Origin of the sequence: Alkalilimnicola sp. S0819, assembly GCF_009295635.1 — a bacterium.
GTDB lineage: Bacteria > Pseudomonadota > Gammaproteobacteria > Nitrococcales > WHIW01 > S0819.
Genome location: NZ_WHIW01000004.1, coordinates 166,939 through 180,598, shown reverse-complemented (window position 1 = coordinate 180,598; position 13,660 = coordinate 166,939). Strand labels below are relative to the sequence as shown.

The 13,660-nt window shown below is 67.9% G+C and carries 13 protein-coding genes and 1 tRNA gene; 8 read left to right on the top strand and 6 right to left on the bottom strand.

Annotated features, from left to right (window positions below):
• Positions 1 to 7: 7 nt before the first annotated feature.
• The gene (locus GBG68_RS05190; RefSeq protein ID WP_152145864.1) at positions 8 to 964 is read left to right on the top strand and encodes a complex I NDUFA9 subunit family protein; all 957 of its coding nucleotides are present in this window, start codon (positions 8 to 10) and stop codon (positions 962 to 964) included.
• A 20-nt stretch (positions 965 to 984) separates the two neighbouring features.
• Positions 985 to 2,223: a multifunctional CCA addition/repair protein gene (locus tag GBG68_RS05185; protein WP_152145948.1), complete on the top strand. Its 1,239-nt coding sequence runs from the start codon at positions 985 to 987 to the stop codon at positions 2,221 to 2,223.
• On the opposite strand, the gene GBG68_RS05180 is transcribed toward GBG68_RS05185, so the two are convergent.
• Genes GBG68_RS05180 through folB form a run of 4 tightly spaced genes read right to left on the bottom strand, consistent with a single transcriptional unit; the run spans position 2,224 to position 5,400 of the window.
• On the bottom strand, positions 2,224 to 3,315 hold the full coding sequence (locus GBG68_RS05180; protein WP_152145862.1) for an adenylate/guanylate cyclase domain-containing protein: 1,092 nt from the start codon (positions 3,313 to 3,315) through the stop codon (positions 2,224 to 2,226).
• Positions 3,312 to 4,505, bottom strand: a complete 1,194-nt coding sequence (locus GBG68_RS05175; protein ID WP_152145860.1) for a class I SAM-dependent methyltransferase — start codon at positions 4,503 to 4,505, stop codon at positions 3,312 to 3,314. Before GBG68_RS05175 ends, GBG68_RS05180 begins: the two co-directional genes overlap by 4 nt.
• Complete coding sequence (locus GBG68_RS05170) at positions 4,489 to 5,037, bottom strand: 2-amino-4-hydroxy-6-hydroxymethyldihydropteridine diphosphokinase (protein ID WP_152145858.1); 549 nt, start codon at positions 5,035 to 5,037, stop codon at positions 4,489 to 4,491. The genes GBG68_RS05175 and GBG68_RS05170 overlap by 17 nt, the downstream gene beginning before the upstream one ends.
• Positions 5,038 to 5,400: a dihydroneopterin aldolase gene (folB, locus tag GBG68_RS05165; RefSeq protein ID WP_193222226.1), complete on the bottom strand. Its 363-nt coding sequence runs from the start codon at positions 5,398 to 5,400 to the stop codon at positions 5,038 to 5,040. It abuts the gene before it with no gap.
• Between the two features lie 250 nt (positions 5,401 to 5,650).
• Here folB and plsY point away from each other — a divergent pair, with 250 nt between their 5' ends.
• The gene (gene plsY / locus GBG68_RS05160; RefSeq protein ID WP_152145854.1) at positions 5,651 to 6,244 is read left to right on the top strand and encodes a glycerol-3-phosphate 1-O-acyltransferase PlsY; all 594 of its coding nucleotides are present in this window, start codon (positions 5,651 to 5,653) and stop codon (positions 6,242 to 6,244) included.
• Between the two features lie 158 nt (positions 6,245 to 6,402).
• On the opposite strand, the gene tsaD is transcribed toward plsY, so the two are convergent.
• On the bottom strand, positions 6,403 to 7,422 hold the full coding sequence (gene tsaD / locus GBG68_RS05155) for a tRNA (adenosine(37)-N6)-threonylcarbamoyltransferase complex transferase subunit TsaD (RefSeq protein WP_152145852.1): 1,020 nt from the start codon (positions 7,420 to 7,422) through the stop codon (positions 6,403 to 6,405).
• Between the two features lie 118 nt (positions 7,423 to 7,540).
• On the opposite strand from tsaD, the gene rpsU reads away from it, so the two are divergent.
• The 5 genes from rpsU to GBG68_RS05130 all read left to right on the top strand — a co-directional run bounded on the left by rpsU (position 7,541) and on the right by GBG68_RS05130 (position 12,136).
• Positions 7,541 to 7,756, top strand: coding sequence for a 30S ribosomal protein S21 (gene rpsU / locus GBG68_RS05150; RefSeq protein ID WP_152145850.1), 216 nt, complete (start codon positions 7,541 to 7,543; stop codon positions 7,754 to 7,756).
• Between the two features lie 19 nt (positions 7,757 to 7,775).
• Entirely contained in the window at positions 7,776 to 8,225 is a 450-nt protein-coding gene (locus GBG68_RS05145) for a GatB/YqeY domain-containing protein (protein ID WP_152145848.1), read from the top strand.
• Positions 8,226 to 8,293: 68 nt separating this feature from the next.
• Complete coding sequence (gene dnaG, locus GBG68_RS05140) at positions 8,294 to 10,078, top strand: DNA primase (RefSeq protein ID WP_152145846.1); 1,785 nt, start codon at positions 8,294 to 8,296, stop codon at positions 10,076 to 10,078.
• A gap of 79 nt (positions 10,079 to 10,157) precedes the next feature.
• Positions 10,158 to 11,969 carry an RNA polymerase sigma factor RpoD gene (gene rpoD / locus GBG68_RS05135; protein ID WP_152145844.1) on the top strand — a complete coding sequence of 604 codons (1,812 nt, stop codon included), beginning with the start codon at positions 10,158 to 10,160 and terminating at the stop codon, positions 11,967 to 11,969.
• A gap of 90 nt (positions 11,970 to 12,059) precedes the next feature.
• A tRNA-Ile gene (locus GBG68_RS05130) sits at positions 12,060 to 12,136 on the top strand.
• A gap of 115 nt (positions 12,137 to 12,251) precedes the next feature.
• Here GBG68_RS05130 and GBG68_RS05125 read toward each other — a convergent pair.
• Entirely contained in the window at positions 12,252 to 13,655 is a 1,404-nt protein-coding gene (locus GBG68_RS05125; protein WP_152145842.1) for a di-heme oxidoredictase family protein, read from the bottom strand.
• Between the last annotated feature and the right edge of the window lie 5 nt (positions 13,656 to 13,660).

The following is a 13,660-nucleotide window of genomic DNA, read 5'->3' as shown; positions in this document are numbered from 1 at the left end:
CAGCCCCATGAAGATCCACACGGTATGCATTTTGGGCGGCACCGGTTTCGTCGGCCGTCACCTGGCAAACCGCCTTGCCCAGCGCGGCATCCACATGCGCGTGCTCAGCCGCCACCGGGAACGCCACCGCGCACCGCTGATCGTGCAGCCCACGCTGCAGCTGCTGCAGGCTAACGCGCACGACGAACAGGACCTGCAGGCACACTTTCGCGGCTGCGACGCAGTCATCAATCTGGTGGGCATCCTCAACGGCAGTGAATCGGCCTTCCAGCGCGCCCACGTGGACCTGCCCCGCAAGATACTGTCCGCCTGCCGCGCCACCGGCGTGCCGCGCCTGTTGCACATGTGCGCCCTGGGCGCGGATGCCCGGGCTCCCAGCCGCTACCAGCGCAGCAAGGCCGAAGGCGAGCGCCTGGTACTGGAAGCCCAGAGCGAGGATCTGGCCGTCACCAGCTTTCGCCCCTCGGTCATCTTCGGCCCCGAGGACCAGTTCCTCAACCGCTTCGCCGGGCTCCTGAAACGAAGCCCCGGCGTCTTCCCGCTACCTACCCCCAAGGCTCGCTTCAGCCCGGTGTACGTGGGCGATGTAGCCGAGGTCTTCACCCGCGCGCTGGAAGACCGCGCCAGCCACGGTCGGGCTTTCGAGCTGTGCGGCCCGCGCAGCTACAGCCTGCGCGAACTGGTGCGCTACGCCGGTGAGCTGAGCGGCCATCGACGCGCCATCCTGGGGCTGGGCGACGGCCTGTCGGCGCTGCAGGGGCGGTTGCTGCAGCTGCTCCCGGGTACGCCCTACAGCTATGACAATTACCTCTCCGCCACCGTGGACAATGTCTGCCGCGAGAACGGCCTGGCCCATTTCGGCATACACCCCAGCGGGCTGGAGGCCGTGGCACCGGGCTATCTGGCCAGTCTCGCCACCCGGCGCCGCTACGACGCGTTCCGCCGCCAGGCCCGTCGCCAATGAGCGCCCACGTCAGCAAGGGGCTGCGCTGCTATCTGGTAGGCGGCGCGGTGCGCGATGAACTGCTCGGCCTGCCGGTGAAGGAGCGGGACTGGGTGGTGGTGGGCGCCACGCCCGAACAGATGACGGCGCAGGGCTTCAAACCCGTGGGCAAGGACTTTCCGGTCTTCCTGCACCCGGACACCAATGAGGAGTACGCCCTGGCGCGCACCGAGCGCAAGACCGCGCCCGGCTACCATGGCTTCAGCTTCCACGCCGCACCCGAGGTCACCCTGGAGGAAGACCTGGCGCGCCGTGATCTCACCGTCAATGCCCTGGCCCGCAACGAGGCCGGCGAGGTAGTCGACCCCTACGGCGGGCTGCGGGATCTGCGAGATCGGGTACTGCGCCACGTCTCCCCCGCTTTCGCGGAAGACCCGGTGCGCATCTTGCGCCTGGCCCGCTTCGCCGCCCGCTACGCCCCGCTGGGCTTTACCGTGGCGCCGGAGACCCTGGCGCTATGCCGCGCGATGGTGGAAGCCGGCGAGGTGGATGCGCTGGTACCGGAACGGGTCTGGCAGGAAATGGACAAGGCGCTCGGTGAGCGCGAGCCCTCGCCCTTCATCCGCGTGCTGCGCGAGTGCGGCGCCCTGGCGCGGCTGCTGCCGGAACTGGACCGTCTGTTCGGTATCCCCCAGCGCAAGGAGTATCACCCCGAGGTGGACACCGGCGTGCACACCCTGCTGGTGCTGGACCAGGCCGCGCGCCTGAGCGAGGACCGGGCCGTGCGCTACGCGGCGCTGCTGCATGATCTGGGCAAGGGCACCACGCCCGCCAAGCTACTGCCCCGGCACATAGGCCACGAGGCCCGGGGCGTGCCCCTGGTGGAGGCGGTCTGCGAGCGCCTGCGCGCGCCCCGCGCCTACCGGGATCTGGCCCGCCTGGTGTGCCGACTGCACCTCAACGCCCACCGCGCCCGAGAGCTGCGCCCAGACACCGTGGTGAAGCTTTTCGAGCAGCTGGATGCCTACCGCAAACCCGAGCGGCTGGAGCAGTTCCTGCTTGCCTGCGAGGCCGATGCCCGCGGCCGCACCGGCCTGGAAGACAAGCCCTACCCGCAGGCGGACTACCTGCGCGCGGCCTATGCCGCGACCCGTGAGGTGCAGGCATGGGACTTCGTGGCACAGGGCCTGAAGGGGGCGGCGATTGCCAAGGCAGTCAGCCGCGCGCGGGGGCTGGCCGTGGCAGCGCTGCGAGAGGCCGGCACCGAAGCGGGGCGCTGATCAGCGCCTCCCGGAGCCCTCGGCCCCCGCCACGCCGCCGGCCTTCACCGCCTGCTCCGCTCCCAGCAGGCTGTACAGCACCATCGGCTCGCTCAGCCCGCGGATACGCGTAGCCCGGGGTTCGGTGAACAGAAAACCGGGGCATTCCGCCACCTGCGCCCGCACCGCCTCGGACACGACGATGTTCATGGGCTGGGCGTAGCCGCACAGACGGGCGGCCAGGTTCACGCTGTTGCCGATCACCGTGTAGTCCAGGTGCTCGCCACTGCCGATGTTCCCCACCACCACCGGCCCCAGGTGAATACCGATGCCCAGCGGCACCCGCAGCCCCTCGGCCACCGGCGGCATGGCGGCACTCATGGCCTGAATGGCCAGGGCGCAGCGACAGGCGTCTTCCACCATGTTCGGGCCGTCGAACACGGCCATGATGCCGTCGCCGCTGAACTTGTCCACATAGCCCCGATGGCGGTAGACGATCTCCACCTGCGCCCCCAGGTGCGCGCTCACCGCGGCGAACAGGCTCGCCGCCGGAATACGCTGGCTCAGCGCGGTAAAATCACGGATGTCCGAGAACAGGATGCACACTTCCCGTTCCTCGGGCTGCAGCGCCGCACCGTCTGCGCAGCGACGCTCGATGACCTGACGAACCCGGGGCGAGACGTAGCGGGCAAGCTTCTCCCGCACCTGTTCCAGCTGGCGAAAATAATTCTGCCTGGTCAGCAGGCTGCGCAGCCGCGCATAAAGCAACATCGGCTCCAGGGGCTTGCGGGTGAAATCATCACAGCCGGCGGCAAAGGCGCGGCGCATCAGCGCCCGGTCCTCCTCGCCGCTCACCAGCAGCACCGGGGTAACCCGGAACGCCGCCTGGTCCCGCAACCACTGGCAAAGCTCCACCCCGCCGCCGCCGGGAAGCCGGGCGTCGAGCACGAAGGCGTCCGGGGTCAACCGCGCCACCCGGGCCCGCACCTGGGCCACGTTCTCGGCCTCTTCCACCTGATAATCCGCCGTTTCCAGCACACGGCGCATCACCTGGCGGGCTCGGGCATCGGCGTCCGCCACCAGAACCCGGGGCTGCAGCGGCGGCGCGGTCATACGCCGAGTCGCTCGCTTTGATCGTGCAGGCTGAAACCGGCGAGAGCATCGGGATAATCCCGCCCCAGCGCCAACACCTTGAAACGCTCGCCCATGTCGCCGGGCAGGAGCAGACGTTTGGCCTGCTGGGCCAGTTGCAGGTAGACATGCTCATCGCCGCCTTCCAGGGCCTCTTCCATCAGCCGCGGCAGGCCCGCGCCGAGCAGAAATTGCGCCTGAGTGTTGTAGCCCAGCAATGACAGGCCCGCGTCCAGGCCCGCGCGCGCGGCGGCGGTGAAGTCCACGAAAGCGGTGATGTCCTGCAGGCCGGTCAACAGCAAGGGGTTGTCATGGCCCCGGTGACGGTAGTGGCAGACCAGGGTGCCCATGTGACGCTGGGGATGGTAGTACTCACGGCGCGGGTAGCCGTAGTCCACGAACAGCATCGCACCGCGGTTCATCACCCCCGCCAGGGCGGTGAGCCAGTCGGCAAGGCCCGGGCACCATTCTGAGTGATACTCGCCCAGGGGTGCCGCCAGGTCTTTCTGAATGCCCTCCACCGCCGCGGCCAGCGCGGCGCCCGGGGCCTGCAATGACCAGGTGAAGCCCTCCTCGGCGGGCGTTACGTGGTACTCCCGCAGACCGCCGTCGGGCTCCAGCGCGAACCGCTTTACCGGCAGGGCATCCAGCACTTCGTTGGCCAGCAGCACGCCGTCGATGGGCTGCTCGGGCAGGCGCTCCAGCCAAGCCACCCGCCCGGCCAGATGGGGTACCCGCTCGGCCAAGGTCTCGCGCTGCACCTGTCGCAGATGGGCGCTCACTTCCAGAATCAGGTACTGCGCCGGCAGGGCTTCGCGGCGCTCCAGCTCGGCGAGAATATCCGCCGCCATGCGCCCGGTGCCCGCCCCCAGCTCCAGTATCACGCCGCCGGTGCGGGCCAGCACCTCGGCGCACTGCAGGGCGAGGGTGGCGGAGAAAAGCCCGGCCAGCTCCGGTGCAGTACTGAAATCCCCCGCCGGCCCCAGCTTGGCAAGCCCCGCGGAGTAATAGCCCAACCCCGGCTCGTAGAGGGCCGCCTGCATATAGGCATCGAATGGCAGACTGCCCCCCGCTTCCCGCATGCGTTCGCGCAGCCGCGCCTGCAGCTGCTCGCTCAGCGCCTGCGCTTCGGCGGGCGGCGGAGGCGGATCAGACTCAAGGCGCGTACGCATGCGCACCCTCCTCGCCAGGCAAGCCACCGGGGAGCCAACGCGCCTGCTCGGCCAGCGGGGGCGCCGCCCGCAATGGCACCGTCAACCACCCCTTCGCGGCCGGTGCCGCCTGCCCGCCCAGGGCGGCAAACAGCTGGCGCAGGGGGGCCCGCATGTAGCTCGCATCGCAATAACGCTCGGGGCCGTGGCGCAGCAGGGCGTCCAGCGGCTCGGCCTCACTCAGCAGGTCCAGATCCGCCGGCCGATCACGCCATTTCCGATCCGAGCAGCTGCGATCGCGGCCCAGGCTGGTCTCCAGTCCGCAGCACCAGCGCTTCAGCTCGGCGGCGGAGAGTTCGCAGGGCAGGTACAAGGCCATATTGAGGAACTCGGTGTCAGTGCGCATGCCCACCGGTTCAGTGCGGTAGGCCGAGGACACGCACAGCGGCCCGAAACGCGCGCTCATCGCTTCCAGCACACGGCCGGCGTTCTCGACGGGCGCGATATTGCTGCCGAAACCAAGCAGGAAACCCATTTGCGGGATGCCGCCCATTCAGTCCGCTCCGCGCTCTATGGAAACCGCCGCCTCGAAGCCGCCGGCCCCGTCGACGTGCACGGCCTTGGTCAGCGTTAGCCGCAGACGATGCAGAGGGAAGCGGCCCAGCAGCTCTTCGGCCACCGCCTCGGCCAGCGTCTCGATCAAGCCCCAGGAACGGCTGCGCACCCGCTCGGCGATGCACTGCGCCACCCGGGCGTAATCCACGCTCAGGCCCGCGGCCTCGTCCGTCCGGGCCATCGCCTCCGCGGCAAGCTCCATTTCCAGGTCAAACCGCAGCGGCTGAGTAATCCGCTGCTCCCAGTCGAGCACGCCGATCACCGCATCCACCCGCAAACCGTTGATCAAGAGCCTGTCCACGTACACCTCTGCCCAGCCATGCCTTGGGCCTACTATAACAAGGGAGAGACTGATTGATTCCCTTGGGCCACTGACCGCCTGCCACCGCTCCGCCGCGTGGCCGCCCTTGCAAAGCGCAGCGCCCCGGCATCGCCTGGCCGCCGCCAAAACCCAAGGGCACGGCGCAGTGTCTTTCCAAGGGTGCGAAATTGCCGCCGCCCGGGCTTTGCTGCAGAATCGCCGCGTCACTTCCCGCTGATGGAGTCGCGGTATGCTGCTCACCTTCGCCCTGGTCCTGCTTGGCTATCTGTTCGGCTCCGTGTCCGCCGCCATCCTGGTCTGCCGTGCACTGGGGCTGCCGGATCCGCGTGCCAGCGGCTCCCACAACCCGGGCGCGACCAATGTACTGCGCATCGGCGGCAAGAAGGCCGCGGCCCTGACCCTGCTGGGGGATTTCCTCAAAGGCACCCTGCCGGTGCTGGCGGCCCGCGCCCTGGGGGCCGACGACATTAGCCAGGCCCTGGTGGGGCTGGCCGCGTTCCTCGGCCATCTGTATCCAGTCTTCTTCCGCTTTCGCGGCGGCAAGGGGGTGGCCACCGGGCTGGGGGTCATACTTGCCTGGAGCTGGGTGGCTTGCGCCGCCACGGCCGGCACCTGGCTGCTCATGGCCGCGGCCTTCCGCATCTCGTCGCTGTCCGCGCTGACCGCCTTTCTGCTGGCGCCAGCCTATCTTTACGCCGCCACCGGCTCACGCTATCTGGGCGCGGCCATGCTGCTGATCACGGTGCTGACCTACTGGCGGCATCGGAGCAATATCGCAAAATTGCTGGAAGGCTCCGAGGGGAAGCTGGATCGGAAGGGTTAGGAGGGATTAACCACAGAGGCACAGAGACACAGAGCTGCACAGAGGAATCAGTAAATTGTTAATGCCTTCTCTGTGAAACTCTGTGTCTCTGTGCCTCTGTGGTGTACAACCACCGTCAAAGGAACGACCAGGAACAGGTTCGCAGCCAGGGGCCGCCCCTACGGGAGGGGCTGCGGGGGACGCAGGTCTTCGAGGGGCCAGCGGGCGGTGACGTCGAAGCGCAGCGGCTCGCTGGCCCCGCCCACCAGCCGACAATGCCCGGCATAGGCAACCATGGCGCCATTGTCCGTGCACAGCGCCGGGCGGGGGTAGTACAGCTCGGCTCCCAACTCCTCGCTCATGGCCGCCAGCCGCTCGCGCAGCGCCTGGTTTGCGCCCACTCCGCCGGCGATCACCAGGCGCTTCATGCCGGTCTGCTCCAGCGCCCGGCGGCACTTGATGGCGAGCGTCTCCACCACAGCATCCTGGAAGGCGCGAGCAATGTCGGCCCGCGCCGCCGCGCCGTGCTCATGAAAGGTATTCAGCGCGAAAGTCTTCAAGCCGCTGAAGCTGAAGGCCAGGCCCGGGCGGTCGGTCATGGGGCGGGGGAAGCGAAAGCGCCCCGGATCACCCTCCCGGGCCAGGGCTTCCAGCGCCGGGCCGCCGGGGTAGGGCAGGCCGATGAGCTTGGCGGTCTTGTCGAAAGCCTCGCCCACCGCATCATCCAGCGATTCGCCCAACACTCGGTAGCGGCCCAGCCCCGCCACCTGTACCAGCAGGGTGTGACCACCGGAGACCAGCAGCGCGAGAAAGGGGAATTCGGGCGCCGGGTCTTCCAGCATGGGAGCGAGCAGATGGGCCTCCATGTGGTGCACACCCACCGCCGGCACATCCAGCCCCCAGGCCAGCGAGCGCGCCACCGAGGCCCCGACCATCAAGGCGCCCACCAGGCCCGGCCCCCGGGTGTAGGCGACCCCTTCTATATCCGCCTTGGCCAGTGACGCCTGCGCCAGCACCTCATCGACCAGCGGCAACAGCTTGCGCACATGGTCCCGGGAGGCAAGCTCCGGCACCACGCCGCCGTAGCGGGCGTGGGTCTCGATCTGGCTGTAGATGGCATGCCCCAGCAGCCCCTGTTCGCCGTCGTACAGGGCGACACCCGTCTCGTCACAGGAGCTTTCTATACCCAAAACCCGCATTCGTCTCTCCCGCCGTCACCGGCGTTTTTGCATTCGTCGGGGCGCGCGGTTAAACTGCTGCGCCCTAGTTTCGCCAACGGGCGATTATCCATTGTTTTTAAGGAAGGTGTGAGCCTACATGCCCAGCGTTAAGGTGCGTGAAAACGAGCCGTTCGAGGTCGCTCTTCGCCGCTTCAAGCGGTCCTGCGAAAAGGCCGGTGTCCTCTCCGAGGTCCGTCGCCGCGAACACTACGAAAAGCCCACGCAGGAGCGCAAGCGCAAGCGGGCCGCCGCGGTGAAGCGGCACCTGAAGCGCCGCGCCCGCGAAGTGGCACGTCGCACTCGCCTGTACTGAGCCTGGGCGCCCTCGCACCATGAGCGAGCTCAAGGCCCGGATCACCGACGCGGTCAAGACGGCCATGAAGGCCGGCGACAAGACCCGCCTGGTGACCTTGCGCATGATCACCGCCGCCATCAAGCAGCGGGAGGTCGACGAGCGCCAGGACATGGACGACGCGGCCGTGCTGGCGGTGCTGACCAAGATGGTCAAGCAGCGCCGCGAGGCCGCCGTCCAGTACCGGCAAGCCCAGCGCGAGGATCTGGCGGCCAAGGAGCTCGCGGAAGTCGAGATACTCAATGACTTCCTGCCCCAGCCGCTCAGCGACGCCGAAGTGGAGGCCATCATCGACGAGGCCATCCGCGAAACCGGCGCCGGCGGCATCCAGGACATGGGCAAGGTGATGGGCGTCATGCGCCCGAAGCTGCAGGGGCGCGCCGATCTGGGCGCCGCCAGCGCCCGCGTCAAGGCGAAGCTGACCGAGTAACATCGGCCGGCCGAGCTATGCTTTCAGCGAGCCGCCCCACCGGGGCGGCCTTGCGTTATGGGCGGATCATGGCGGGCAGAATCCCTGAACAGTTCATCGATGAAGTCGTCAATCGCACCGACGTCGTCGAGCTGGTGGGCGCCCGAGTCAAGCTCAAGAAGGCCGGCCGCAACTACTCGGGGCTCTGCCCGTTCCACAACGAACGCACGCCTTCTTTCACCGTGGCGCCGGACAAGCAGTTTTATCACTGTTTCGGCTGCGGCGCCCACGGCAACGCCATCCAGTTCCTCATGGAATACGAGCGGATGGAGTTCCGCGATGCGGTGGAGCTGCTGGCTCGCCAGGCCGGGCTGGAGATGCCCAGGGAGGTCCAGGGGGCCGGCCCCCGGCCGCAGCACGAACAGCTCTACCGTCTGCTCGGCCAGGCCGCCCAGAGTTACCAGCGCTGGCTGCGCGAGCACCCGGAGCGCGCCCGGGCGGTGGATTACCTCAAGGGCCGCGGCCTGAGCGGCGAGATCGCCCAGCGCTATGCCATGGGCTATGCCCCGCCGGGCTGGGACAATCTGCTGCGCCAGCTGGGCCAGTCCCGCCCGCTGGTGGAAGCGGGCCTGCTCATTGAAAAGGACGGCGGCCGCGCTTACGACCGCTTCCGCGACCGCATCATGTTCCCGATTCGGGACCGGCGCGGGCGGGTGGTGGGTTTCGGCGGCCGGGTACTGGGGGACGAGCAACCCAAGTACCTGAATTCGCCGGAAACCCCGGTCTACCACAAGGGGCAGGAACTCTACGGCCTATACGAATGTCTACAGGCACGCCGCCACCCAGAGAAACTGCTGGTGGTGGAAGGCTACATGGACGTGGTCGCCCTGGCGCAGTTCGGCATCGACTATGCCGTGGCCACCCTGGGCACCGCCACCACCACCCGTCAGGTGGAGCGGCTGTTCCAGGTGAGCCGCGATGTGGTGTTCTGCTTCGACGGCGACCGCGCCGGCCGCGACGCGGCCTGGCGGGCGCTGGAGAACGCGCTGCCGGCGATACGTGACGGGCGCCAGGCCTTCTTCCAGTTTCTCCCCGAGGGCGAGGATCCGGACAGTCTGGTACGCCGACTGGGCGCGGAGGGCTTCGCCGGGGTGCTGGCCAAGGCCCGGCCGCTGTCGGAGTTCTTCTTCGACCATCTGGCCGAGGACACGGACCTGAAGAGCATGGACGGGCGCGCCCGGGTGGCGGAAAAAGCCGGCCCACTGCTGCGCAAGCTGCCGCCCAGCGTGTTCCGCGACATGATGCTGCAGCGTCTGGCCGAGCTCACCGGCCTGGATGCCCAGCGAGTGGAGGATCAGCTGGCCGCCGCCGCACGGCCGGCGCCCGCCGCCACACCGGCGGCCGGCAGCCGGGAGGAGCGCCGGCGCCAGGGGCAGCGGATACAGCGCACTCCGGTGCGCCTGGCCGTCGCCCTGTTGCTGCAGCGCCCGGAGCTGGCCGCGCAGGTGCAGGCGCCGCGGCGCTTTCGCGACTCGGGTCTGCCGGGCATGCAATTGCTCGCGGACATGCTTGAATTACTGGAAGGTGAGCCGCAACTCAGCAGCGGTGCGCTTCTGGAGCGATTCAGGGGCAGCGCGCACGAAGCCGCGCTCTGGAAGCTCGCGGTCTGGGACCCGATGGTACCCGAGGCCGGCGTGGACAAGGAATTCCGCGACACACTGACGTGGCTGGAGACGTCGGTGGACAGGCAGCGCCTGCAGGAACTGGACGAGAAGCTCGCCCGCAACCAACTCGCCGGCGAGGAGCTCCAGGAATGGCAGGCGCTCATCAAGCGCCTGAAGGGCCGCTCCAGCGACGCCGACAACCCTTCTTAACGATATTGCCAGACGCCATATCCGAACTACAATGGCCGGTTCGGCAGCGTTTCCACGATAGCTCAGGTAACTAACGGTTATGAACCAGGACCAGCAGTCTCAGATCAAGCAGCTCATCGCCAAGGGCAAGGAACAAGGCTTCCTGACCTATGCGGAAGTCAACGATCATCTCCCCGATGACATCGTCGACCCGGAGCAGATCGAAGACATCATCGGCATGATCAACGACATGGGCATCAATGTCCACGAGGTCGCGCCCGATGCCGACACCCTGCTGCTGAGCGACACCGCCGTGACCAGCGACGAGGACGAAGCCGAGGAGGCCGCCGCCGCGCTGGCCGCCGTGGACGCCGAGTTCGGCCGCACCACCGATCCGGTGCGCATGTACATGCGCGAGATGGGCACCGTGGAACTGCTCACCCGCGAGGGCGAGATCGAGCTGGCCAAGCGCATCGAGGAAGGCCTCGACCAGGTGCTCAAGGCGTTGGCCACCTACCCCGACTCGGCCCGGGCGCTGATCGACGTCTACACCAAGGTCGAGGAAGGCGAGATGCGCCTGACCGACATCGTCGCCGGCTTCCGCGATCACAGCGAGGAGATCAACTCGCCCAACACCAGCGGCGCCAAGCAGGAGAAGTCTTCGGACGACGAGGAAGAAGAGACCCCTGCCGACACCGGTCCGGACCCGGAGCTCACCGCCTCGCTGTTCGCCCGCATGCGGGAGCTCTACGACGCCACCCTCAAGGCCCTGGAGAAGGGCGGCAGCAAGACCGACAAGGTCGCCAAGCTGCGCGAGGAAATGATCGAGCTGTTCCTCACCTTCAAGTTCAGCCCCAAGGTGATGGATGCGATGGTGGAGAACCTGCGCCGCACCATCGAGCGGGTACGCCGCCACGAGCGCGAGATCATGCGCGCCTGCGTGAAGGGCGCGAAGATGCCGCGCAAGGATTTCCTGCAGTCCTTCCCCGGGCGCGAGAGCGAGGCCGAATGGCTGGAAGAGCTGATCCACGGTAGCGCCCCCTATGCGGACGCAGTGGCCGATCAGGTGGAGGACATTCGCCGCGCCCAGCTGCAACTTGCCGCTCTGGAGGGTGCTTCCGGTTTGCGCGTGTCCGACATCAAGGACATCAACCGCCGCATGTCCATCGGCGAGGCCAAGGCCCGCCGCGCCAAGAAGGAAATGGTGGAGGCGAACCTGCGCCTGGTGATCTCCATCGCCAAGAAGTACACCAACCGCGGTCTGCAGTTCCTGGATCTGATCCAGGAAGGCAACATCGGCCTGATGAAGGCGGTGGACAAGTTCGAATATCGCCGCGGCTACAAGTTCTCCACCTACGCCACCTGGTGGATCCGCCAGGCGATCACCCGCTCCATCGCGGACCAGGCTCGCACCATCCGCATCCCGGTGCACATGATCGAGACCATCAACAAGCTCAATCGTGTCTCGCGGCAAATGCTCCAGGAAATGGGCCGCGAGCCGGTGCCCGAGGAACTGGCCGAGCGCATGGAGATGCCCGAGGACAAGGTGCGCAAGGTGCTGAAGATCGCCAAGGAGCCGATCTCCATGGAGACCCCCATCGGCGACGACGAAGACTCGCACCTGGGGGATTTCATCGAGGACGTGATGGTCATGTCCCCCATCGACTCCGCCACCCGCGAAGGGCTCAAGGAAGCCGTGCGGGAGGTGCTGGGCGGGCTCACGCCGCGGGAAGCCAAGGTGCTGCGCATGCGCTTCGGCATCGACATGAACACCGACCACACCCTGGAAGAGGTGGGCAAGCAGTTCGACGTCACCCGCGAGCGCATCCGCCAGATCGAGGCCAAGGCTCTGCGCAAGCTGCGCCACCCGACTCGTTCCGACTCCCTGCGCAGCTTCCTGGAAGAGACCTGAGCCGGACCCGCGTCGGCAAACCCTCAGGGCGGCGCCACGGCGCCGCCCTGTTGCGTTGGAAAGCGAAGGTTTATACTTTGCCGCCTCTTCGGGCCCTTAGCTCAGTTGGTTAGAGCAGGCGACTCATAATCGCTTGGTCGCAGGTTCAAGTCCTGCAGGGCCCACCATCTTCACACCGCCATCGGGTGATTGCCCCGCCAGGCCTCACGAAGCAGCGGCGCGCTCAGCCGCTGGACCCGGCCACTGAACGCCGCCTTCAGACAGACACCACCCCGCGCGCCTTCACAGAGATTCGAGAAAGGCGATCAGCGCCTCGCGCTCGGCCCGCGCCATGGCGATCACCCGCGCCCGCGCCGCCGCCGCCTCGCCGCCGTGCCAAAGCACGGCTTCCAACAGATTGCGCGCCCGCCCGTCGTGCAGGAAACGGGTATGACCGTTGACCGTTTCGGTAAGGCCGATCCCCCACAGCGGCGGCGTACGCCATTCACGACCGTTGGCCCGGCCCTCGGGGCGGCCGTCAGCCAGCCCCTCGCCCATGTCGTGGAGCAGAAAATCGCTGTAGGGCCAGATCAGCTGAAAGGACTGCTCCTCACCCACGGCGTCGCGACGGGTGACGAATTTCGGCCGATGACACTGGGCACAGCCGCTCGCGTAGAAAAGCCGCTTGCCTTCCAGCACCCGGGAAGCGCCGGGATCGCGCCGGGCGGGCACCGCCAGGTTCCGGGTGTAGAACAGCAGCAGCTCAAACATCTCATCGGTGACTTCGGCGCCATCCCCCGGGTTCACGCCAGTGGGCGCGCTCAGGCAATCCCGCTGGGCAGCGCTGCAATCCCCGCTGTGCTGGGGGAAGAGCACCGTGGACAGGCCCATGTCGCCGCGAAAGGCGGCGGCCGCCTGCTGAGCGACGGTGGCCTTGCCCGCCTTCCAGCCGAAGCGCCCGAGGCGCGTCTCGCGGTGCTCATCGCTCCAGACCCGGTTGGGCCGGCCGGAGATGCCATCACCGTCGGCGTCCGCCGGGTCCGCCCAGGCCTCGATGTCCTCGGCGGCGATGGACTCGATCAGGCCCATGCCGATCACCGGCGGGGCCACCCGCGGCGAGAGCATGACCTCCGGATGCATGGGCCCGTAGCCCAGCTCCGTGACCGAGTAATGGGGCTTGCGCAGGGTGACGACGGTGCCATCGGCCAGGCTGACGGGCTGATCCTGGTAACGGATCGTCATCTGCCCCTCGGCGGGATGGCCCTGGATGGCCCGATTCTGCAACTGTCCTCCGTAGACCGGCTCGGGAATCACCAGTTGCCGGCCGCTGGCCAGGGCCTCGCGCTGTGTCTCGTCCTGGGGCGGGATGGACAGCCGCAGGAACATGCTCACCGCGCGCTCGCCGGGAGCCGGGGGCCGCCCCCGACCGTCCTTGAGGTGGCAGCTCTGGCAGCCGCGGGCATTGAACAGCGGGCCCAGGCCGTCGGAGGACACGGTGGAGCTGGGCGAGGAGACCCAGATCTTGCGAAAGAAAGCGTCGCCGACCTTGAAATCCAACTCCCGCTCGAAGCTCATATTACCCGAGGAATGGGAGAAGGCATTGGCGTCCAGCGACTTGAACACGGTCGCCGCGCCCGCCGGGCGCGACTCGAAGCGCTCCGGCGCGGAGAAATCTCCGGTGGGTCGGGTGACGGCCTCGACGCGCATCCGGG

Coding starts and splice junctions, on each gene's coding strand:
- GBG68_RS05180 (WP_152145862.1), bottom strand. CDS start 3,315: ATGACCGCGCCGCCGCTGCAGCCCCGGGTTCTGGTGGCGGACGCCGAT.
- GBG68_RS05175 (WP_152145860.1), bottom strand. CDS start 4,505: ATGCGTACGCGCCTTGAGTCTGATCCGCCTCCGCCGCCCGCCGAAGCG.
- GBG68_RS05125 (WP_152145842.1), bottom strand. CDS start 13,655: ATGCGCGTCGAGGCCGTCACCCGACCCACCGGAGATTTCTCCGCGCCG.
- tsaD (WP_152145852.1), bottom strand. CDS start 7,422: ATGCGGGTTTTGGGTATAGAAAGCTCCTGTGACGAGACGGGTGTCGCC.
- GBG68_RS05190 (WP_152145864.1), top strand. CDS start 8: ATGAAGATCCACACGGTATGCATTTTGGGCGGCACCGGTTTCGTCGGC.
- rpoD (WP_152145844.1), top strand. CDS start 10,158: ATGAACCAGGACCAGCAGTCTCAGATCAAGCAGCTCATCGCCAAGGGC.
- dnaG (WP_152145846.1), top strand. CDS start 8,294: ATGGCGGGCAGAATCCCTGAACAGTTCATCGATGAAGTCGTCAATCGC.
- GBG68_RS05170 (WP_152145858.1), bottom strand. CDS start 5,037: ATGGGCGGCATCCCGCAAATGGGTTTCCTGCTTGGTTTCGGCAGCAAT.
- plsY (WP_152145854.1), top strand. CDS start 5,651: ATGCTGCTCACCTTCGCCCTGGTCCTGCTTGGCTATCTGTTCGGCTCC.
- rpsU (WP_152145850.1), top strand. CDS start 7,541: ATGCCCAGCGTTAAGGTGCGTGAAAACGAGCCGTTCGAGGTCGCTCTT.
- GBG68_RS05145 (WP_152145848.1), top strand. CDS start 7,776: ATGAGCGAGCTCAAGGCCCGGATCACCGACGCGGTCAAGACGGCCATG.